Raw genomic sequence first — 19,914 nt, forward strand, 5'->3', positions numbered from 1 at the left:
AACAGCCAACCCAGGCGCAAACTGAACTTGCTCCCGGAGCAAACAGCTATACCGTTCACGTTTATTACGGCCGAACTGTCGATCCGACCACCTTCTCGGCGGAACTTAACCGGGAGGATGTAACCGGGCTTTTTTCTCCGCAACCCTTCAGCGATGAAGAGGTCGAAATTCCTCTCCAACCGGGCCGTAACACCCTGGTGCTCTCAATTGAAGGCTCCCGCAACGACGGCAAGAAAGCGCGGGACGCCGACCGCTTGGTGTTTATTGTGCCGCAAGAACGGTAGCGCAGTGTCCCCAAAGACAACTCCTGCAGCGACACCAGGTGGATTTACGCGCACCCGGCCGGCGAAGAGTGGTGGTTTCCTGGCCGGGCCGGGGTGGGGGAAGCGGTCAACCTGAGCGCCGCCGCTGACCCGGCTGCGTATTCCAGTGATTCCGGACACCGAGTGTAGGAGGAGGTAGCGGCGCAGGCAACCAAGAGCGTCAAGGGGACAGCTTTGAAATCTGTCCCCGGTCCAGCCTCCCCGGTCTATCCACCGGCCAGCGGGACGCTTTTCATATGTTGGTCAATCATCGTCTCAATGGCCTTTGGTAAGGCGTAGTGCGCCTTATTCTCTGCCCAGACGCGGCGCGTTTTGGCTGCTGTTTCATGGACGGCATCCAGGACAAGTTTTTTCGGCAAGCCCGCTTTTCCGGCCAGCTTTTCAAAAAGCCGCAGGTCGCAAAGCATCATCTCCTTTGTTTTGACGAATTTCAGGGCCAGCGTTTCGCCCGGCATGTAGGGCACGGTCGAAACCATGTCGTAAACCGGCGCCAGCTCGGGCGTGCGGCCGTCCCGGTAGATGAACGACCAGTTCTTTAAATGCATGTCGCCGTTGCCGGTCAGGATGGTGTAAGCCAAACGGGCGATATAATCGCGCAGACCTTCCTCCCCGGTCAGGGTCCAAACCATGCCGGCTATATTCTGAAAGCTCACGCCTTCATATTTGTGATCGGGAAAGATGCCGTAAACCTGGGCAAAGTCCTCGATGTGGATGCGCAAGCCGCCCTCCGTCCGGTCAAAACGCCTGACGGCCAACGCCTGCGTGCCGCGCAGCTTGCCGAAATCGGGCAGACCTTCAATCTCGGACAACGGCACCAGCCGAATCTCCGGCACCTTCAGGCCAATCTCGCCGGCCATGTGCATCATGGCATACTCGTTTTCCGGGACGTTGTCGTGGGTGAGCGACGGCAGTTTGACAATCCAGTTCCCTTCCATGCCGTCGGCCGGGATAGTCAGGCCGCCGTGCCGTTCCATCAGCGCCGAGAATTTCAGTTGTACGCCCGCCAGGGAAAAGCGCCAAGGCTGGCCTGATTCGTTTTTTTCTGCCAGGCTCTTTTCTTCCCTGCCCTTTGGCCATGAAGAGTCTGCCGCGGGCCTGGCAATCACCGCGCCCGGCAAATCTTCACCCAGAAGGTGAAGCAGGGCAAATTCGTTGCCTGGCTTGACGCCGCCGCGCGCCGCCAGATAATCCCGCAAATGCCCTTCGGGAAGCAGATTGGCAAAGAACGGCGGCGCCTTGACGCTATACGCCCTGGTATCGGTAAGAAGCGCACCATCGGCGGCAAGGTACGATTGGCTTAAAACAGGGCGGCCCGGGTCGTTGATATAGGTTTCGTCGAAAGTGAACAATATCCGCCCGTCCGGCAGCTCCGTTAAAAGACCGGCCCGGGTGTCGTTCAGGAAAATATCGAGCGCGGCTGTCATGACAATTCTTCCTTCTCGTCCTCATCATCCATGTCGTCAGGCCGCCAGGCCGGTTGCGGGCCCCCTTCGTCGCCGGATAACAGCGACCGGACGGCGGGCGTCAAAGCCCGCGGGACCAGCACCGGCTCCAGATCCAGAAACCGCGCCATCTCCAGAAAGCTGGAAAGGCGCATATCGACCTTTCCCGCCTCGATTTGCGAGATGTGACTTTGCGGCAGACCCATCTTGGCCCCTAAAGCGCCTTGGGTCAGCCCCTTGGCTTTCCGCACCGCTTGCAGCTTTTTGACGATATCATCCATCATTTTTATATACTATCACACATATAGAAAAAATAAAATATGTTTTGGCATATAGAACCGGCTTGTAACCAGCGCCCGTCAGGGGGACAGATTTGAAATCTGTCGCCGATCAACGCTTCAGTGTAGCCGAGTTTGCCGCCGAAGGCGCCGACCAGTTCCAGGTCCGAGCCCAGTTTGGTGAAGGGGTCCAGGTTGAGGATTTTGACAGAGGTGGTCCGGTCCTGGCGACAGCGGGCCGGTGGGGTGCTGGTCGTCGCTTTGCCAAGGGGTGGTTTGGTCGTGGCCTTGGGCGGTGGAGTCGGCGGCTTCGGCGGCCAGTTGGGCGGCCAGTTGGGCGGCCAGTTCGTCTTGCAGTTGGGCGTCGGGCTGTTCATCTGCCGGGACCATGGGGTCGCCGGGGTTGGGCTGGTGCACCTGCACCGGTTCGCCGTCGAACTTGGGGTCGGCGAACAGTTCGGTGGCCTTCTTGAACTCCAGGATGGTGAACCAGTGCTTGTGGTAGTCGTCCAGGAAGCCGTCTTCGATCCCCTGTTTCAGGGAGTAGGTGTAAATCGGTTCGCCGAAGTAGTCGATGTTGGATACTTCTTTGGTCTCCTTGGGGGTGGCGGTGAGGCCGATGTGGGTGGCTACCGTGAAATATTCCAGGATCGCCCGCCAGGCGGAATCCGCCAGGATGTTGCGGTCAGCCGGGAAGACCGGCTCGACAAACAACAACGGCCATCGCCAGGGGCCCTTCCGGCCGCAAATCGCGGTTGACGCCAAAAGGACGGCCTGATAGTCTGCCCGCCGGTTCATCTTTTCGTTTTGGCAAACAGTGACGGGGAGGCGGTGGAATGTATTTTCCGGTGTTCGTCCCGGCCCAACTGATCAAATGGGTGCTGGCCGCCATCCTCCTTTTCTCCGGCGGCCGATACCTGCTGGCTCCCCTGTTTTAGCTTTAGAAGTCAAAGCGGGCCCCCACCAGAAAAACCTGGCCGCCGGAAAAGTTGCTCCGCCAGGTGCCCTCGCCGCTGTCGCGCTTGGCGGTAATGGCGGCGCTCTCCCGCTCCCAGTAGTATTCGGCGAAAAAGAGCAGGCTGTCGTTGAACTGGTGGTCAACTCCCAGATGAACCACCTCTTCGCCGTAACGGTCTACCTCGGCCAGCATCGCCTTCAGGGTGTTTTGCCCCAGAGTGTAGGCGACCAAGAGGTTGATGGCGCTGTCCCCGTCGGCCCCGTAACCCCCGGCAATATCACTGTCATGGATCTCCAGCTTGGCCCCGACATAGAACTGCTGCCAGGTGTGGGCCAGGGAGATCCCCCAGATTCTCCAATCCTTCCGCAGCCGATCCACCCCCACCGCCAGGGTGGTATCGGCAACGGAGTAGCTGCCGGTGGCCTGAAACCGGTCACTGTTACCATCGCCATTATCGTGGCTCCAGCCCAGGGCAAAGGAGAAGCCGCTGAACTCCGGACTGTAGTAGCTGATGGTGTTGCTGAGACGGAAGGTGGTGAAGGTGGCGAAACCGCTGTAGTAGCTGCTGAACATATCCACCGGATAGGCGATGGCGTTGTAATAGGGCATCCACATCTTGCCGTAGGAAAACGAGCCGAAATCGCCCCGGGCTCCGATTTTGGCCACCCGAACATCCTGGCTGTGGTCGAAGGGGTCCTGGATCTCCCAGTTGACCAGGTCCAGCGGCAGTTCAAGCTGGCCGAAAACCGTGACCTCCGGGCTGAGGAGATAGTCGCCGCTGACCCCGATCCGGGAATAGGCGTCGCGAAAGCCGGTGTAGGAGCCCATCTCCCGCCGGTTGTCCGGTCGTACCGTCTCCACCTGCACCCGGGCGGAACCATAGAACTCCAGGCGGTAATCTTCTCCCTCCAGCGGGGGCAGGGCCGCCGCCGGCGAGACCCCGCTCAACAGCCAGAGCCCGGAACCCAGCACCCCCCCGAACCAACGCCCAACCATAACAACCTCCTCTTAAAATAAAAAAGTTAGCGGTAAATCCGTTTTCACTTATTGCTCAGCAGGAAGTGGATGTGCCGCTCGTACTGCTCCAGCACATCACTGATCACGTAATCCCTGCCCCAGCTCATGATGTCGTAGTCCTGGCCCCCTTCCCGCAAATGGACCTCGGCCCGGTAATATTTGAGGGCCTCAACCCGGTCGGAGCGGGTGTCCCGCATCACCAGGGCCGGGGGTTCGTAGGGCCGGGGCCGCACCGAATAGAAAAAATCCACCTCGTCACCCGGCCGCGCCACCTCCAGCCAGACCCGGCCATCCTCGCCCTCCTCGACCCGGGCCGTCAGCCCCTGTTGCCGCAGTTCGGCCGCCACCTCCTCCAGGGCGGGCTTGACGGTATTTTCGAGGAAATCGAGGACCTCGCCTTTTTTGGGATGATGGACCAGGACCCGCAGTCGTTGCCGCCAGTTGAGGGCGGCGTGGGGCCCCCGGGGCATAACCCGGGCTTCGCGCAGACTGATCCTTTTCACTCCCTCGATCCGCAAAGCCCGCAGCAAGCCCCAGCACATCAGAATCATCACCACGGTGAACGGCAGGGCGCTGGCGATGGTGGCGGTCTGCAAGGCCGCCAACCCCCCGGCCAACAACAGGGCCGCCGCCACGATCCCCTCCACCACCGCCCAGAAGATCCGCTGCCAGACCGGGGAGGGCTCCTCATGCCCCCCCGAAGTGAGGATATCCACCACCAGGGAACCGGAATCGGATGATGTCACGAAAAAGGTCATTACCAGCAGGGTGGCCACCAGGGCGGTGATGGCGGAAAGAGGCAGATATTCAAAGAACTGGAACAGAGCCACCGAGGTATCGGCGGCCACCGCCTCGGCCAGGGCTCCGATCCCCTGGACCATAATCATATGGAGGGCGGTATCGCCAAAAAAGGTCATCCACATAAAGGTGAACCCCACCGGCACCAGCAGGACCCCGACCACGAACTCGCGGATACTCCGGCCCCGGGAAACCCGGGCGATGAACATTCCGACAAAGGGGGCCCAGGCGATCCACCAGCCCCAATAAAAAAGGGTCCAGCCGCCGATCCAGTCGGTGGGCTCATAAGCGTAAAGGTTGAAGGTCATCTCAAACAGAGAGGAGATGTACATCCCGGTATTCTGCACCAGGGTCTGGAGCAGAAAGACCGTGGGTCCGGTCACCAGTACAAAGAGCAGCAGGCCGGCAGCCAGCACCACGTTGAGCACCGAAAGCCGACGGATACCGCCATCCAGACCCAGCACCACCGAGATGGTGGCAATGGCGGTGATCACGAAGATCAGGATCACCTGGGTGGTGACGGCGGTGGGAATGCCGAAAAGGTAGTGCAAGCCGGAGTTGATCTGCACCACCCCCAACCCCAGGGAGGTGGCCACCCCGAAGATGGTGCCCAATACGGCGAAGATATCCACCGCGTGACCGATGGGGCCGTGGATCCGCTCGCCGATCAGGGGGTAGAGCGAGGAGCGGATGGTCAAGGGCAGGCCCTGACGGAAGGCGAAATAGGCCAGGGAGAGGGCCACCACCGCGTAGATCGCCCAGGCATGGACCCCCCAGTGGAAGAAGGTGATCCGCATGGCCTGACGGGCGGCCTCGGCGGTTTCCGGTGGGCCCACCGGCGGGCTGACGTAGTGCATAACCGGCTCCGCCACCCCGAAGAACATCAGACCGATCCCCATGCCGGCGGAAAAGAGCATGGCGAACCAGGAGCCGTAGGAGTAATCCGGCTCGCTGTGGTCACTGCCCAGCTTGATCCGGCCGAAACCGGAAACCGCCAGAGCGACCACGAAAACCAGAAAACCGGCCACCGTCAGGACATAAAACCAGCCGGCGGACTCGGTGATCCAGCTCTGGGTGGCGGAGAACAGACGGCCGGCGGTTTCGGTGGCCAGGGCCGCGAAGGCGACAAAAGCCACGGTCAAAACGGCGGAAATAACAAACACCGGCGGGTTGATCCGGATCTTAACCGGCGCGACCGCCTTCTCTTTTTCATTCATGCTTTTCTCCTCAGGCGGAACCGGTCACGCTGCCGGTCTCCACCGGCCCGCCCAGGTAAACCCGGCCCAAGGGCCGCTCCGGCAGGGGAATTCCGGCGTTAATGAAAATATCCTCCAGCCGCACATCCTTGACCGGCTGGTTGATCACCAGCCCCATGGCCCCCTCGTGGTTATGGACACAAAGATAGATCACCGACTCCCGAAAACGGGGATCGGACATCTGGGGAGTGGCGATGAGGAAATGGCCCTGCAAATTTTCCACGGTCGGGGAACCCTGTGAGCAAAAGTCGGCGATTCTGCGCGCTGCCGCAAGCAAAAGATCTTGCCCACTGTAGCATCGACCATCGCCTTCCGTCAAGGCAGGCTATCAATGCTTGTCAGCCCCTTTCAACCTGTGCTACAACAGGTGACCGGAAACGGGAGTGCGGAACCCTTCCGCCCCCCCTACCCCCAACCCCAACCCCAGGCTGACAAAGATGAGAGGCTCCCTGCTCCAGGATATCGATCGCGTTATCAACTCCGACCACCACGACCCTTTTCAGGTGCTGGGCTTTCACCTCCTGGAGCCCGGCGAAGCGGACGAACCCGCGGGAGCGGTGATCCGCTGCCATCAGCCGACGGCCACGGCGGTTTACCTGCTCAGCGGCGAGGACGAAGGGGAGTGGCGGGAGCTCTACAAGATCCGGGAGGAGGGGCTGTTTGAACTGGTCCTGCCCGGCTGCACCCATTACTTCCCCTACCGCTTTGCGGCCCGCTTTCACGACGGCAGCGAGCATCGCTTCCACGATCCCTACCGGTTCTGGCCGCAACTTGGCGATTACGACCGCTATCTCTTCAATAACGGGACCCACTATCGCCTCTATGAAAAACTGGGCGCTCATCCCGCCACCATCGACGGGGTTGCCGGCACCATCTTTCGGGTCTGGGCCCCCAACGCCCGCCGGGTCAGCATCATCGGCAACTTCAACTACTGGGATGGGCGCATCCACCAGATGCGGGTGCTGGGCGGCTCGGGGATCTGGGAACTGTTTCTGCCCGGGGTCGGCCCGGGGGAGCCTTACAAATTTGAACTGCGCAGCCAAGGCGGCACCATTCTGGAAAAGGTCGATCCCTTCCAGTTTTTCAGCGAGGTTCGGCCCAAGACCGCCTCGGTGGTCCACGATATCGGCAAGTTCCAATGGAGTGATCAGGAGTGGATGGCGGCCCGGCGCCAGCAAGCCACCTACCGGCAGCCGCTGGCCATCTACGAGATGCACCTGGGTTCCTGGCGCCGCGACCCCGCCGATCCCTCCCGCTTCTTGAGCTATCGGGAGATCGCCGACGCCCTGATCCCCTACCTGCTGGAGATGGGGTTCACCCACGTTGAATTCATGCCGGTGATGGAACATCCCCTGGATGAATCCTGGGGCTACCAGGTGATCGGCTTTTACTCGGTGACCAGCCGTTTCGGCACCCCGGACGATTTCGCCTACCTGGTCGATCAGTGCCATCGCCACGGAATCGGGGTGATTCTGGACTGGGTCCCCTCCCACTTCCCCACCGACGGCCACGGCCTGGCCCGTTTCGACGGCACCGCCCTGTACGAACATGAGGACCCCAGAAAAGGCTCCCACCAGGAGTGGGGCACCCTGGTTTTCAACTACGGCCGCAAGGAGGTGACCAACTTTCTGCTGGCCAACGCCCTCTTCTGGTTCGAACGTTTCCATATCGACGGCCTGCGGGTGGACGCGGTGGCCTCCATGCTCTACCTGGACTACGCCCGCAAGGAAGGGGAGTGGGTGCCCAACGAGTACGGCGGTCGGGAAAATATCGAGGCCATCGAATTTTTAAAACATCTCAACACCATCGTTTATGACCAGCACCCCGATATCATGATGATCGCCGAGGAGTCCACCAGCTTTTTCGGGGTCTCCAAGCCGGCGGTGGCGGGGGGGCTGGGGTTTGGCTACAAGTGGAACATGGGCTGGATGAACGACACCCTGGAGTATTTCAGCACCGATCCCCTCTTCCGCAAGTATCACCACGGCTCCCTGACCTTCTCGCTCCTTTACGCCTTCTCCGAGAATTTCATCCTCCCCTTCTCCCATGACGAGGTGGTGCACGGCAAGCGCTCGCTGCTGCAGAAGATGCCCGGAGATCAGTGGCAGCGGTTTGCCAACCTGCGCCTGCTCTTTCTCTTCTTCTGGACCCATCCCGGCAAAAAACTCCTCTTTATGGGGAGTGAGTTTGGCCAGATTTCCGAGTGGTACTGCAAGGTCAGCCTGGACTGGCATCTGCTGGAACAGGAGAAGAAACATTATCAACTGCAACAGTTCGTGCGGGCCCTGAATCACTTTTACCGGCAGCATCCCGCCCTGTGGCAGGATGACTTCGGCCATACCGGTTTTCAATGGCTGGATTTCAACGATGTGGACCACAGCATCATCAGCTTTGCCCGTTTTGCCGAAAACCGGGATGATTTTGTGGTCTGTCTCTTCAACTTCACCCCCCAGGTCCACCACAACTACCGGCTGGGCGTCCCGCAGCCGGGCCGCTACCGGGAGGTTTTCTGCTCGGATACCGTGGAGGCCGGCGGCAGCGGGATCGTCAACCCCGAGGCCAGGGACGCCATTGCCGAACCATTCGGCCAGGCCCCCTGCCATATCCGGATCAGCGTACCACCCCTGGGCGGGGTGATTTTCAAACGGGAGGAGTAGAGCATGGGCGAGGGAAGCAAGCTGCAGCAGCCGGGGGAGAAAGTGCGCCGGGCCATTGCCTGGGTGGCCGAATGCCTGTCGGACAACCCGGAAAAGGATCGTTGCGTGCTGATCCGCGAGGCCGAAATTCGCTTTGACCTCTCCCCGGCCGAGTGCGATTTCCTGGATCGTAATTTCCGGGTCAACCGGACCCCGGAAACTTTTTCTTGAGGTACTGGTAGGCTTCGTTGATCTCTTTCATCTTCTCTTCCGCCACCCGGCGGAACTCTTCACCCAGATGGTTGACCTTGTCGGGGTGGTACTGCTTGCTAAGCTCGCGGTAGGCCGCCTTGATCCGGGCAAAATCGGCCCCGGGGGCCAACCCCAGCACCTGATAGTAACGGGTTTCCCGCCCGCTCTCGCTCTCCACCCCCCGGGCCCGGGCCTGATACTTGGCCCGGATCGCCTGGTGATCGTGGGGGGCAATCTCCAGGAAATCGGCAATCCGCTGGAGAATGGCCAGCTCCTGCTCGCTGACCCGCTCATTGACGTAAATCACCCGGTAGATCAGCTCCAGGAGGATCATCCGGGGCTCATAACCAAAGCGGCGGCGGAAATCGGTGAGCAGATCGTCCAGGGTCAGGGGGGAGGCCATCGCCTGTTTAATCAGCTCCCTGACCCACAACAGCTGCTGGTGGCCATAACCCAGGTGGACCCGAAAAAAATCGCTGATCGCCGCCGTTTCCGCCCGGGTGACGGTGCCATCCAGCTGGGCGATTCGGACCAGGATATGGATCAGCTGATGGACGAAGATATTGTGGGACTCGCTCTGGGACTGCTCATAGCGCCTGATCTGGCGCCGCACATACCAGGAGAACCCCCAGAAGGCGCTGATGACGCTCAAAACCAGCAGCAGCAGGGCCAACAGCAGGATACCGAAGAAATTGATCAGCAGGGGAGCACCCCCCAGGAGCAGCAGGGAGATAACCAGCAGCAGCAGGCAGCCGCCGCAACCCGGACCCGGAGGGGTCGCCCCTCCGCCATGGCGCTGGTAGATAATCACGGGGCGTCGCTGCCGGCGGCCGGGGCGGAATCAGGGGCCTTACCAGTCCGATTGAAGAGGGCGCTGACGAACTCCCGGGGCTCGAAATCGCGCAGATCCTCCATCTGCTCGCCGATCCCGATAAAGCGGATGGGGATCTTGAACTCCCGGCAGATATTGAGCACGATCCCCCCCCGGGCGGTGCCGTCCAGCTTGGTTAGGGCCAAACCGGAAACTTCCACCGCCTCGTGAAAAAGCCGGGCCTGGGAGATCCCGTTCTGGCCGGTGGTGGCATCAACCACCAGCAGCACCTCATGGGGGGCGCCGGGGATCTTTTTGTTCATCACCCGCTTGATCTTGCGCAGCTCCTCCATCAGGTTGACCTTGGTATGCAGGCGGCCGGCGGTATCGACAATAATCACGTCGAAATCCCGGGGCCGGGCGTAGTCGAAGGCATCGTAAATAACCGAGGAGGGATCGGCCCCCTGCTGCTGGGCCACCACCTCGGCATCCACTCTTTTGCCCCAGATCTGCAACTGCTCGATGGCCGCGGCCCGGAAGGTATCGGCGGCCACCAGCAGCACCTTCTGGCCGGATTGCTTGAACTTCCAGGCCAACTTGCCGATGGTGGTGGTTTTGCCCACCCCGTTGACCCCCAGCACCATGATCACAAAGGGGCCGGAGGGTGGCATCACCAGCTCGGCGGGGCGATCAACCCGGGCCAGGTAATCCAGCATCAACTGGTGGAGGATCTCCCGCAGGGCCTGGGGATCGCTGAGGGCGTCACGCTTGACCCGGGCCCGGGCCTGGTCCAGCAGTTCGGCGGTGGTGGCGGCGCCCAGATCGGCGGTGATCAGAATCTCTTCCAGCTCATCAAAGAGGGCGGCATCGATCACCTTCTTACCCAGGAAAAGCTCGTCCATCCGCTGGACCAGACTTTCCCGGGTGCGGCCCAACCGCTCCCGCAACCGGCCCAGAAACGAGGGACCGGCAGCCGCCGCGCCCTCCGCCGGGACGCTTGCCGGGGCGCTTACGGGGACGGGGACGGCCGCAACTTCATTTTCAGGGGCGGCTTCAGGCTTATCCCCCCCACCCAATTTCTTTTTAAACCAACTCAGCATCGTCTATCCGTCCTATATTGACTCCAGGGTTTCCACCACCTCGCGGATAATCCAGGCCGGGGTCGAAGCCCCGGCCGTCACCCCCACCAGTTGGTAGGCCCTCAGTTTTTCCGGATCCAGTTCACTTTCGGTCTCCACCAGAAAGACCGGACAGTTCAGGCCGTCGGCGATTTCGGCCAGGCGCTTGGTGTTGGCGCTGTTACGCCCCCCCACCACCACCAGGGCATCCACCTGGTGGCACATCTCCCGCACCTCATCCTGGCGCTTATGGGTGGAGTCACAGATGGTATTGAAAACCTTGCCGCCGGGATAACGCTCGAGAATCGCGGCGGTGATCGCCTGGAACATCTCCTCGTCCTGGGTGGTCTGGCTGACCACGATGTAGGGGGGACTCAACTCCAGACCATCGAGATCACTCATCCGGCTGACCACCAGACCGGCCCGGCCGGCGTGGCCCATCAACCCTTCCACCTCGGCGTGATCGCGGTCACCGACGATCACCGTGGTGTAACCCTGGCGGCGATATTTGTCGATGATCGCCTGCACCTTGACCACCCGCGGGCAGGTGGCGTCCTCCACCACCGCGCCGCTCGCCTCCAGATGCTTCTTGCGGGCCGGCGGCACCCCATGAGCCCGGATCACCACCGTGCCCCGGGTGTCGGCCGGCACCTCCTCCAACACATGCACCCCTTTTTCCGCCAGCATATCCAGCACCTGGGGGTTGTGGATCAGGGGACCGAAGGTTGAGATCGGGGCCTGGCGAGTCTCCACCAACTTCAAAGTGGTCTCCACCGCCCGCCGCACTCCCATGCAGAAGCCGGCATGCTTGGCCAATATAACCTTCATGGGCGATTTTTCCTTTTCATTTCTTGCCCCCATCGGTAAGGGCAACCTTGAGGGCCTCGTTGATATCATGAACCAAGTGCACCGTGAGGGTTTCCCGGGCGCTGGCCGGCAGATCGACCAGATCCTTTTCGTTGATTTTGGGCAGGATCACCGCGTGGATCCCGGCCCGGACCGCCGCCAGCACCTTCTCCTTGATCCCGCCCACCGGCAGCACGTCGCCCCGCAGGGTGATCTCCCCGGTCATGGCCAGATCGCGGTTGACCGGTTTACCGGTGAGCAGAGAGACCAGCGAGACCACCATGGCCACTCCGGCCGAAGGTCCATCCTTGGGGATCGCCCCTTCCGGCACATGGACATGGATATCGCTCTGGGCGAAAACTTTTTCATCAATCCCCAGCTCCTTGGCGTGGGAGCGGATATAGGTCAGGGCGGCGGAGGCCGATTCCTTCATCACCTCGCCCAGTTTACCGGTGAGGTTGAGCCCACCCTTCCCCTTCATCTTGGCGGTCTCAATAAAGAGCAGGGCCCCCCCCACCGGAGTCCAGGCCAGACCGGTGGCCAGCCCCGGCCCCCAGGTCCGGGCCTGGCTTTCGGAGAAAAAACGGGCCGGCCCCAGATATTCGGCCAGATCGGCCACCGCCACCTCGATCAGGCCGCTGTGACCCTCGACGATCTTCCTGACCACCCCCCGGCAAACCCCGCCGATCTCCCGCTCCATGTTACGCACCCCGGCCTCCCGGGTATAGGAGCGGATGATCTCCCGCAGGGTCTCATCGCTCAGCTTGAGGTCATCGATACTCAAGGCATGGGCGTCCATCTGCTTGGGCAGCAGATGGCGGCGGGCGATATGGAGCTTCTCATCCTCGGTATAGCCGGAAAGCTCGATCACCTCCATCCGGTCGCGCAGGGGACCGGGGATATTATCCAACAGATTGGCGGTGGTGATAAACATCACCTTGGAGAGATCGAAGGGGATCTCCAGGTAGTGGTCGGAAAAGGAAAAATTCTGCTCCGGGTCCAGGACCTCCAGCAGGGCCGAGGAGGGATCGCCCCGAAAATCCATTCCCAGCTTATCCACCTCATCGAGCATGAAGAGGGGGTTGCTGGTGCCGGCCTTGCGCAGGCTCTGGATAATCCGCCCGGGCAGGGCCCCGATATAGGTGCGGCGGTGGCCGCGAATCTCGGCCTCATCACGTACCCCGCCCAGGGAGATCCGCACGAACTTACGCCCCATGCTGCGGGCGATGGACTGGCCCAGCGAGGTTTTCCCCACCCCGGGGGGCCCCACAAAGCAGAGAATGGGGCCGTGCATATCCTGCTTGAGCTTGCGCACCGCCAGGAATTCGATAATCCGTTTCTTGATCTTCTCCAGGCCGTAATGCTCCTCATCCAGGGTCCTGGCGGCCCGCTCGATATCGAGATTGTCCTCGGAAGCCTTGAGCCAGGGCAGGTCGAGAATCCAGTCCAGGTAGGTGCGGGAGACGGTATACTCCGGCGAGGAGGGTGAGATCCGGCCCAGCCGGTTGAGCTCCTTTTCCGCGGTTTTTTTGGCCTCCTCCGGCAGTTCGGTCTCGGCCAGTTTTTCCCGCAGCTCTTTGAGGTCGAGATTTTCATCCTCCTCGCCCAGCTCCTTGCGGATCGCCTTGAGCTGCTCGCGGAGGTAAAACTCCCGCTGCTTCTTGTCCATATCCTGCTTGATATTTTTCTGGATCTCGTGGCTCATCTCCACGGTTTCCAGTTTTTTGTTCAACTCCCGCCCCACCCGGTTGAGCAGGGTCTTGAGATCATCGATCTCCAGGATCTCCTCCTCCTCCTCCAGGCTCAGCCCAACCTGGGAAACCACCAGATAGGCCACATAAAAGGGGTTGGTCAGGGCGTTGACGGTCATGGCCAGCTCGGTGGGGGTGCCCCCCAGCTCGGCCATCCGCTTGAACTGGTTGCGAAGGTTGAGCAGCATCGCCTCGGCCTCCTGGCCCCCTCCATCCTCCATGGGGACCTGGACCACCTTGGCCACCAGATAGGGTTCGCGCTGGGTGAACTCCCCCAGCCGCACTTTTTTCACCGCGCTGATCAATACCTGATAAACCCCATCCTCGGACTTGACCAGCTTATGAATATAACCAACCACTCCCACCGGATAGAGATGGTCGGGATTGGGGACCCGGCCGTCGCCCCCGCGGGTGGGATCGATCACCGCCTCGGAATCCCCCTCGCCGCCAGCACCCGCCTCCTCCTCCACCCGGCGGTGGGTGACCACCGCCACCAGCCGATGCTTGAGAATTGCGTCATCCACCAGCTGCTTGGAGGAGGGATGGCTGATCTGCATGGGAAACCCCATCCCCGGGAAAAAGACAAAACCATGCAGGGGAAGTACCGGCAACTCATCGGGCACCGGCAGGTTGGCGGGATTAATCTTTTTGGAATCCTGTTCTTTATCAGTCATAAGCTACCTCTGGCGGACCTCTATTTTTACGCGGCGGGAACGCTGTTTAGGCAGGACAACCATCAAAAAACCATGGCGATGCCTGGTTTCGGCGGCCTCAACATCAATGGGGGTGGGCAGATTGATCCGTTTGGCAAAACGGCCCTGTTCGATCTCCAGTTGATGGACCCGGCGCGTCGTCTCCGGCGGGGAGTAGTGCCGTTCACCGGAGACGGTCAGCCTGGTCTCCTCGACGACCACCTGAATGGCGGCCGGTTCCACCCCGGCCAGATCCAGATAAACCACAAAGGCCTGGTCGGTCTCATAGATATCGGTGGGCACCGCCCAAGGCTCACCGGCGAAGGGGCTCACCCCCCGCTGTCCCAGACCGGGGGCCATCCGGGCCGGACCTCCCTGCGGGAGGGCCCGTTTTTTCCGTTCATCCATGGCAGTAGCGCTCCTCGTTAAATCAACCGTCACATTCCGTCTACAATGTGAACTGAACCCGGCGATGTCAAGCCGGGAACAGCAAATTAAGCCTGCTCGATCTCCCGCCATTTCTCCTCCAGGCGCTTGGGGGAGACGGGAAAGAGGGTCCCGAGTTCCTGGGCAAAAAGGCTGATCGCGTACTCTTCCAGCATCAGCCGGTACTCCTTGAGCAGCGCCCCTTTCGTCGCCGAATATTCCCCGCCCTCGGGGTAGCGACTCAAGCGTTGGCTGAAGGGGGCCAACAGGGCCGCCTTGGCGTGATCCTTGGCCGGCATGGCATAGGCCCGTTCCGCCCGCACCCGCAAGGCCCTGAGGTAGCGCTGCAACCGGGGCAAGTCCTCGGCCCGGTAACGGGTCAGAAAATCGGCGGGCATCAGTTCTTCCAAACGGCGCCGCAGCTCCTCCCCCAGCTCGGCGGGCAGACGGGCCAAATAATCCAGCACCTCCCGACGGTGGCCCAGCAGCTCAAGGAGTTGCTCAAACAGCCGCCGGCTCTCGGCATAAAAGCCCTGCTCCCGCACCCGGGCCACCTTGGCGGCAAAATCGGCCGCCGTGGGTAGCCCCCCCTGGCCCTGGGCGAAGATTTCGCCCAGGATAAAGGCAAAAAAGCGATCCTCCAGCCCATCGACTCCCCCCAGCCCCTGGTAAAGCAGCCACTGGTCCCGGGGCAGTCGGCAATCCTTGCGGACCATTTTAAACTGGCGGGAAAATTCCTGGCGATAAAGGCTCAGCAGGGCGCTGACCGTTGCTGCGCGGCAAGGGGCTTCTTGGCTGAACAGTCGCAGCCAGATCCGGCCGCCCTCCTCCACCAGACCGGGAAAAAGGTAGGCCCGCAAAGTACCGTCGGCCCCGGTGAGGGGCAAGCGGGACGGCAGCTCCGGCAGGGCGGCCGGATTGGGGACTTCCCGTTCGTAGCGGCGCCGGATCGCTTCCAGATCAGCCGCCGGCAGGGGGGCGGCCGCCCCCGGTTCCCGCCGCACCAACACCGCCAGCTCCCGGTGGGCGGCCAGCTCCCGCTCCTCCTCATCCACCAGGCGAAAGCGACAACGCAGGTGGGGGGGCAACTGCTCCTGGGGCCAGGCCGTCCCGGCAATCCGCAAACCATACCTTTCATAAATCTCCCGCCCCAGGGCGGCGCAGAGGGCCTCCGGGGTCCGGCCGGCCCCGGACTCTCTCCGCCGGCGCAGCAGGGCCCGGGTCAGTTCCGCCGCCGTTTGGGGAATGGGAACCAGGGGCCGGCGCAGGGTTTTGGGTAGATTTTTGAGCAGAAAAAAGATCTTCTCCTCCAGCATCCCCGGCACCAACCATTCAAAGGCCTCCGGCGGAAGGTGGGGGGCCAGGTGAACCGGTACCGTCACCGTGAGCCCATCCTGCTCGGCCCCCGGCTCAAAACAGTAGGAGAGGTCCAGGGTCATCTCGCCGAGCTGGAGGGTGGAGGGAAACTTTTCGGGCAGATCATCATCGGGCTCCCGCCGGATCAACTCCTCCTCGGCCAGCCGGAGGAACTGGTCCCCCCGTTGCTTTTTCAAGAGGCGGTTGAGGCTGGCCTGGTCATAAACCTCGGGGCCAAGCCGGCTCTCGTAAAAGTCAAAGATCACCTGCTCATCCACCAGCAGATCCCGGCGGCGGCTGCGCTCCTCCAGATCCCGCAGCCGGGCGAGCAGCTCCCGGTTGTGGCTCAGGAAGGGATACTCTCCCCGCAGCTCCCCCTCCACCAGGGCGGCCTGGATAAAGAGGCGGCGGGCCTCGGGAAGATCGATCCGGGCCAGGGGGATTTTACGCCCCGCCACCACCGGCAGACCGAAAAGGGTGCCCCGCTCTGTGGCCACCACCTGGCCCCGGCGCTTCTCCCAGTGGGGATCGCTGTAGCTGTAGCGCATCAGGGGACGGGCCAGGGGCTCGATCCACTCCGGCTCGATGGCCGCCACCGTCCGGGCGTAAAGCCGGCTGGTCTCCACCAGTTCCGCCGCCATCAGCCACTGGGGGCCGCGGTTGAACAGGCCGGAACCGGGGAAGATCATCAGCTGGCGCCCCCCGCCCCCCTGGTAGAGATTCTTTTCCTTTTTCAAGGCGATATTGCGCAGATTACCGCTGAGCAAGGAGCGATGCACCGCCGCCGGGGTGGCCGGAACCTCATTGGGACTGAAACCCCGCTCATCGGCCAGAATTCGCAAAATCTGCTCGTGAATATCCTGCCACTCCCGCAACCGTTGCCAGGAGAGGAAATGACCGGCGCAGAACTTGCGCATCTTGCCGGCGCTGCCGGTCTGGACCGCCACCGCCCGGGCGGTTTCCCAAATCTTGAGGTAGGCGAGGAAGTCGGACCGGGGATCTATAAAGGGGCGATGGGCCTCATCGGCCGCCTTCTCCTTCTCCGGCGGCCGCAGACGCGGATCCTGGATGCTGAGGGCGGCGGCAATAACGCAAACCTCGCGCAGGGCGTTATTCTCCCTGGCCTCGATAATCATCCGCGAAATACAGGGGTCCAGGGGCAGGCGGGCCATCAGCCGCCCCCGGCGGCTCAGTCTGACCGGCGGCCGGCCGGCTCCCTGACCGGCCACCTCCTCGATGGCGCCGAGTTCGGCCAGGAGCTGATAACCATCTTTGATGGCGCGACTGGAGGGTGGATCGACAAAGGGAAAATCGGCGGGCTCCCCCAGTTTCAGGGCCACCATCCGTAAAATCACCTCGGCCAGGTTGGAGCGGACAATCTCCGGGGCGGTGTAGAGGGGGCGGTTGTCATAATCCTCCTGGGAGAAGAGCCGGATACAGATGCCGGGTCCGACCCGGCCACAGCGCCCGGCCCGCTGGTCACAACTGGAACGGGAGATGGGAACCACCGGCAACTTGTGGGTCCGGGCCCGGGGATTGTAGGAGGCGATCCGGGCCAGACCGGTATCGACCACATAACGGATCCCCGGCACGGTGATCGAGGTTTCGGCCACATTGGTGGCCAGCACGATCTTGCGCCCCTTGACCGGGCGAAAAATCCTGGTCTGCTCGGCGGGAGAGAGCCGACCATAGAGCGGCATGATCACTTCACCCCCGCCGGCTGATTTCCCCCCCTGGCCGGACCGGCCCAGCGCCCCGGCCAGAGCCTCCTGGGTCTCCCGGATATCCCGTTCGGTGGGGAGAAAAAGCAGAATATCACCAGCTCTCCCCTCCCGCACGATCTCGCTAACCGCCGCCACCGCCTGCTCGACGTAGCTTTCCCCCTCCCCCTCCCCTTCCCGCCAGGGCCGGTAACGAACCTCCACCGGGTGGGTCCGGCCGGAAACCTCGATCACCGGGGCATCGTTGAAGTGGCGGGAAAATTTGCCGGTATCGATGGTGGCCGAAGTGATAATAACCTGCAATTCGGGGCGCCGAGCCAGAAGATCTTTAAGAATTCCCAGCAGAAAGTCGATATTCAAACTGCGTTCGTGGGCCTCGTCGACGATGATGGTGTCATAATCCCTGAGTTCCCGGTCGCCCTGGGCCTCGGCCAGCAGGATGCCGTCGGTCATGAATTTGACCCGGGTCTCCCGGCTGGTGTGGTCGCTGAAGCGAACCCGGTAACCCACCAGCCGGCCGCCCCGGGTACCCAGCTCTTCCCCCAGCCGGGAAGCCATGGCCATGGCGGCGATCCGCCGAGGCTGGGTGCAGCCGATCTTCCCCCGGCGGCCGCGCCCGGCCAGCAGGCAAAGCTTGGGAATCTGGGTGGTTTTGCCGCTGCCCGGCTCCCCGGAGATGATCACCACCTGGGAGGCGGCCATGGCGGCGAGGATCTCCTCCCGGCAGCCGCTGACGGGAAGTTCCGGGGCCAGGGTCAGGTCGAGATCGACGGGATATTCGTGGGGCATGGATGGCATCGAAGAAAATTTCCTTGCGTGGAACCGCGCCAACCAGCGGTTGGCCTGAAAAATAAGCTAGAATTTTTACCACACCAAAAGTACAATGCTAGGGATTTTCGACCAAAACCGCTCCGACCTGATGACCTGGTCCGAAAATCTTGACTCTTTGTTCCTGAACAACAAGGCGGCGTAAACGTTGGCCAAGCAAAAGGAGGAGAAGCGATGATGGATGAAATGGGTAACGTGGACAGCGCGATCAAAGCCTCGCAAAAAACCGTGGTTTCACGGGAGAAAGGGATCGGCGAGGAAGCGGAGCGCCCCAGTGGGCCGGTGGGACTTGATATCGGCACCAGCCACATCGTGATGGCCCAGAACACTGGGAAAAATATCCACACCGTCAAGCAGCTCAACGCCTTTTTCACCATCCCCTACGCCAAGTTCACCAAGAAAATTCTGGTGAAGAACGAGGTCACCTTCTTCGAAAAAAACGGCATGTTTTACATCCTCGGCTATTCCGCCGAGCATTTCGCCAACATGTTCAACACCAACACCCGCCGCACCATGGAGAAGGGCCTGCTCAGCTCCCGGGAAGATGAAGGGATCACGGTGCTGCAGGCGATCATCAACACCCTGATCAACAAGCCCCAGAAACAGGGCGAGGCGATCTGCTTCAGCGTGCCCGGTCAACCCCTCGACAGCCCCAACTCGGTGATCTACCACGAATCGATCATCAAGATGTTCCTGGCCTCCCTGGGCTTCCGGCCGATCTCCATCAACGAAGGGCTGGCCACGGTGATGTCGGAGCTGGCCGAGGACAATTTCACCGGCATCGGCATCAGCATGGGGGGCGGGATGTGCAACGTCTGCCTCTCCTATCTGTCGGTGCCGGTCATCACCTACAGCATCCAGAAGGGCGGCGATTATATCGACCAGATGGTTGGCTCCTCGGTGGGCGAACCGGCCACCAAGATCAAAACCATCAAAGAGGGCAGCCTGCGCCTGAACAGAGGGCCGAAAAACCGCACCGAGGCCGCCCTGCATATCTACTACGACGACCTGCTCAACAGCCTGCTCCACAGCCTGCAGGATGTGCTGCACTCCTCGGAAAAAATTCCCAAGATCGCCAAGCCGATTCCCATCGCTTTAGCCGGTGGCACCGTGTTGCCCGGCGGTTTCCGGGAACATTTCGAAAAGGCGCTGGGCAACGTCAATCTGCCGATTGAGATTTCCGAGGTACGAATCGCCGAAGATCCGCTGAACACCACGGCCAAGGGGGCCATGGTCATGGCGCTTTCCGAGGAGGTCTGAGGCAAATTGTCTTGACATCCCAGCGCCGGCTTTTTATAAAGGCGGTTCCTTTCCCAAACGTGCTGGGGGATCGTCTAATGGTAGGACTGCAGACTCTGACTCTGCCTGTCGGGGTTCGAATCCCTGTCCCCCAGCCAAGTAAACC

The 19,914-nt window shown here is 61.5% G+C and carries 15 protein-coding genes, 1 tRNA gene and 1 pseudogene; 5 read left to right on the forward strand and 12 right to left on the reverse strand.

Annotated features, from left to right (window positions below; translation table 11 throughout):
* Positions 1-284: hypothetical protein (locus ACHHRT_RS11520; protein WP_395499922.1), on the forward strand; the 284-nt coding region annotated here is incomplete at its 5' end.
* Between the two features lie 245 nt (positions 285-529).
* On the opposite strand, the gene ACHHRT_RS11525 is transcribed toward ACHHRT_RS11520, so the two are convergent.
* The 6 genes and pseudogenes from ACHHRT_RS11525 to ACHHRT_RS11550 all read right to left on the reverse strand — a co-directional run.
* The gene (locus ACHHRT_RS11525; RefSeq protein WP_395499923.1) at positions 530-1,747 is read right to left on the reverse strand and encodes a type II toxin-antitoxin system HipA family toxin; all 1,218 of its coding nucleotides are present in this window, start codon (positions 1,745-1,747) and stop codon (positions 530-532) included.
* A complete protein-coding gene (locus ACHHRT_RS11530) occupies positions 1,744-2,049 on the reverse strand; it encodes a helix-turn-helix domain-containing protein (protein ID WP_395499924.1) in 306 nt (101 codons plus the stop codon). The genes ACHHRT_RS11525 and ACHHRT_RS11530 overlap by 4 nt, the downstream gene beginning before the upstream one ends.
* Positions 2,050-2,163: 114 nt before the next feature.
* Positions 2,164-2,841: a hypothetical protein gene (locus ACHHRT_RS11535; protein ID WP_395499949.1), complete on the reverse strand. Its 678-nt coding sequence runs from the start codon at positions 2,839-2,841 to the stop codon at positions 2,164-2,166.
* A gap of 142 nt (positions 2,842-2,983) precedes the next feature.
* A complete protein-coding gene (locus ACHHRT_RS11540; RefSeq protein WP_395499925.1) occupies positions 2,984-3,997 on the reverse strand; it encodes a porin in 1,014 nt (337 codons plus the stop codon).
* 44 nt (positions 3,998-4,041) lie between these two features.
* Positions 4,042-6,033, reverse strand: a complete 1,992-nt coding sequence (locus ACHHRT_RS11545) for a BCCT family transporter (RefSeq protein ID WP_395499926.1) — start codon at positions 6,031-6,033, stop codon at positions 4,042-4,044.
* 37 nt (positions 6,034-6,070) lie between these two features.
* Positions 6,071-6,253, reverse strand: a pseudogene (locus ACHHRT_RS11550) (YqgE/AlgH family protein); the annotation flags it as partial.
* Between the two features lie 256 nt (positions 6,254-6,509).
* On the opposite strand from ACHHRT_RS11550, the gene glgB reads away from it, so the two are divergent.
* Positions 6,510-8,729 carry a 1,4-alpha-glucan branching protein GlgB gene (glgB, locus tag ACHHRT_RS11555; RefSeq protein ID WP_395499927.1) on the forward strand — a complete coding sequence of 740 codons (2,220 nt, stop codon included), beginning with the start codon at positions 6,510-6,512 and terminating at the stop codon, positions 8,727-8,729.
* A gap of 3 nt (positions 8,730-8,732) precedes the next feature.
* Entirely contained in the window at positions 8,733-8,939 is a 207-nt protein-coding gene (locus ACHHRT_RS11560; RefSeq protein ID WP_395499928.1) for a hypothetical protein, read from the forward strand.
* Here the strand turns inward: ACHHRT_RS11560 and ACHHRT_RS11565 are convergent.
* The 6 genes from ACHHRT_RS11565 to hrpA all read right to left on the reverse strand — a co-directional run bounded on the left by ACHHRT_RS11565 (position 8,911) and on the right by hrpA (position 18,479).
* Positions 8,911-9,771 carry a TerB family tellurite resistance protein gene (locus ACHHRT_RS11565; RefSeq protein ID WP_395499929.1) on the reverse strand — a complete coding sequence of 287 codons (861 nt, stop codon included), beginning with the start codon at positions 9,769-9,771 and terminating at the stop codon, positions 8,911-8,913. The genes ACHHRT_RS11560 and ACHHRT_RS11565 overlap by 29 nt on opposite strands.
* Entirely contained in the window at positions 9,768-10,871 is a 1,104-nt protein-coding gene (ftsY, locus tag ACHHRT_RS11570) for a signal recognition particle-docking protein FtsY (RefSeq protein WP_395499930.1), read from the reverse strand. The genes ACHHRT_RS11565 and ftsY overlap by 4 nt, the downstream gene beginning before the upstream one ends.
* A gap of 12 nt (positions 10,872-10,883) precedes the next feature.
* A complete protein-coding gene (gene ispH / locus ACHHRT_RS11575) occupies positions 10,884-11,717 on the reverse strand; it encodes a 4-hydroxy-3-methylbut-2-enyl diphosphate reductase (RefSeq protein ID WP_395499931.1) in 834 nt (277 codons plus the stop codon).
* 16 nt (positions 11,718-11,733) lie between these two features.
* Positions 11,734-14,160 (reverse strand): endopeptidase La, encoded by a 2,427-nt coding sequence (gene lon / locus ACHHRT_RS11580; protein ID WP_395499932.1) that lies wholly within the window; start codon positions 14,158-14,160, stop codon positions 11,734-11,736.
* 3 nt (positions 14,161-14,163) lie between these two features.
* Entirely contained in the window at positions 14,164-14,586 is a 423-nt protein-coding gene (locus ACHHRT_RS11585; protein ID WP_395499933.1) for an Hsp20/alpha crystallin family protein, read from the reverse strand.
* Between the two features lie 86 nt (positions 14,587-14,672).
* Complete coding sequence (gene hrpA, locus ACHHRT_RS11590; RefSeq protein ID WP_395499934.1) at positions 14,673-18,479, reverse strand: ATP-dependent RNA helicase HrpA; 3,807 nt, start codon at positions 18,477-18,479, stop codon at positions 14,673-14,675.
* Between the two features lie 204 nt (positions 18,480-18,683).
* Between hrpA and ACHHRT_RS11595 the strand changes: the two genes are divergently transcribed.
* Both ACHHRT_RS11595 and ACHHRT_RS11600 read left to right on the forward strand, forming a co-directional pair.
* Positions 18,684-19,769 carry a disk-shape morphogenesis protein volactin gene (locus ACHHRT_RS11595; RefSeq protein ID WP_395499935.1) on the forward strand — a complete coding sequence of 362 codons (1,086 nt, stop codon included), beginning with the start codon at positions 18,684-18,686 and terminating at the stop codon, positions 19,767-19,769.
* A gap of 63 nt (positions 19,770-19,832) precedes the next feature.
* A tRNA-Gln gene (locus tag ACHHRT_RS11600) sits at positions 19,833-19,906 on the forward strand.
* Positions 19,907-19,914 lie beyond the last annotated feature (8 nt).

This window comes from Desulfurivibrio modestus, assembly GCF_044068625.1.
GTDB lineage: Bacteria > Desulfobacterota > Desulfobulbia > Desulfobulbales > Desulfurivibrionaceae > Desulfurivibrio.

Coding starts and splice junctions, on each gene's coding strand:
- ACHHRT_RS11535 (WP_395499949.1), bottom strand. CDS start 2,841: ATGAACCGGCGGGCAGACTATCAGGCCGTCCTTTTGGCGTCAACCGCG.
- ACHHRT_RS11540 (WP_395499925.1), bottom strand. CDS start 3,997: ATGGTTGGGCGTTGGTTCGGGGGGGTGCTGGGTTCCGGGCTCTGGCTG.
- ACHHRT_RS11530 (WP_395499924.1), bottom strand. CDS start 2,049: ATGATGGATGATATCGTCAAAAAGCTGCAAGCGGTGCGGAAAGCCAAG.
- ftsY (WP_395499930.1), bottom strand. CDS start 10,871: ATGCTGAGTTGGTTTAAAAAGAAATTGGGTGGGGGGGATAAGCCTGAA.
- glgB (WP_395499927.1), top strand. CDS start 6,510: ATGAGAGGCTCCCTGCTCCAGGATATCGATCGCGTTATCAACTCCGAC.
- lon (WP_395499932.1), bottom strand. CDS start 14,160: ATGACTGATAAAGAACAGGATTCCAAAAAGATTAATCCCGCCAACCTG.
- hrpA (WP_395499934.1), bottom strand. CDS start 18,479: ATGCCATCCATGCCCCACGAATATCCCGTCGATCTCGACCTGACCCTG.
- ACHHRT_RS11560 (WP_395499928.1), top strand. CDS start 8,733: ATGGGCGAGGGAAGCAAGCTGCAGCAGCCGGGGGAGAAAGTGCGCCGG.
- ACHHRT_RS11545 (WP_395499926.1), bottom strand. CDS start 6,033: ATGAATGAAAAAGAGAAGGCGGTCGCGCCGGTTAAGATCCGGATCAAC.
- ispH (WP_395499931.1), bottom strand. CDS start 11,717: ATGAAGGTTATATTGGCCAAGCATGCCGGCTTCTGCATGGGAGTGCGG.
- ACHHRT_RS11595 (WP_395499935.1), top strand. CDS start 18,684: ATGATGGATGAAATGGGTAACGTGGACAGCGCGATCAAAGCCTCGCAA.
- ACHHRT_RS11585 (WP_395499933.1), bottom strand. CDS start 14,586: ATGGATGAACGGAAAAAACGGGCCCTCCCGCAGGGAGGTCCGGCCCGG.
- ACHHRT_RS11525 (WP_395499923.1), bottom strand. CDS start 1,747: ATGACAGCCGCGCTCGATATTTTCCTGAACGACACCCGGGCCGGTCTT.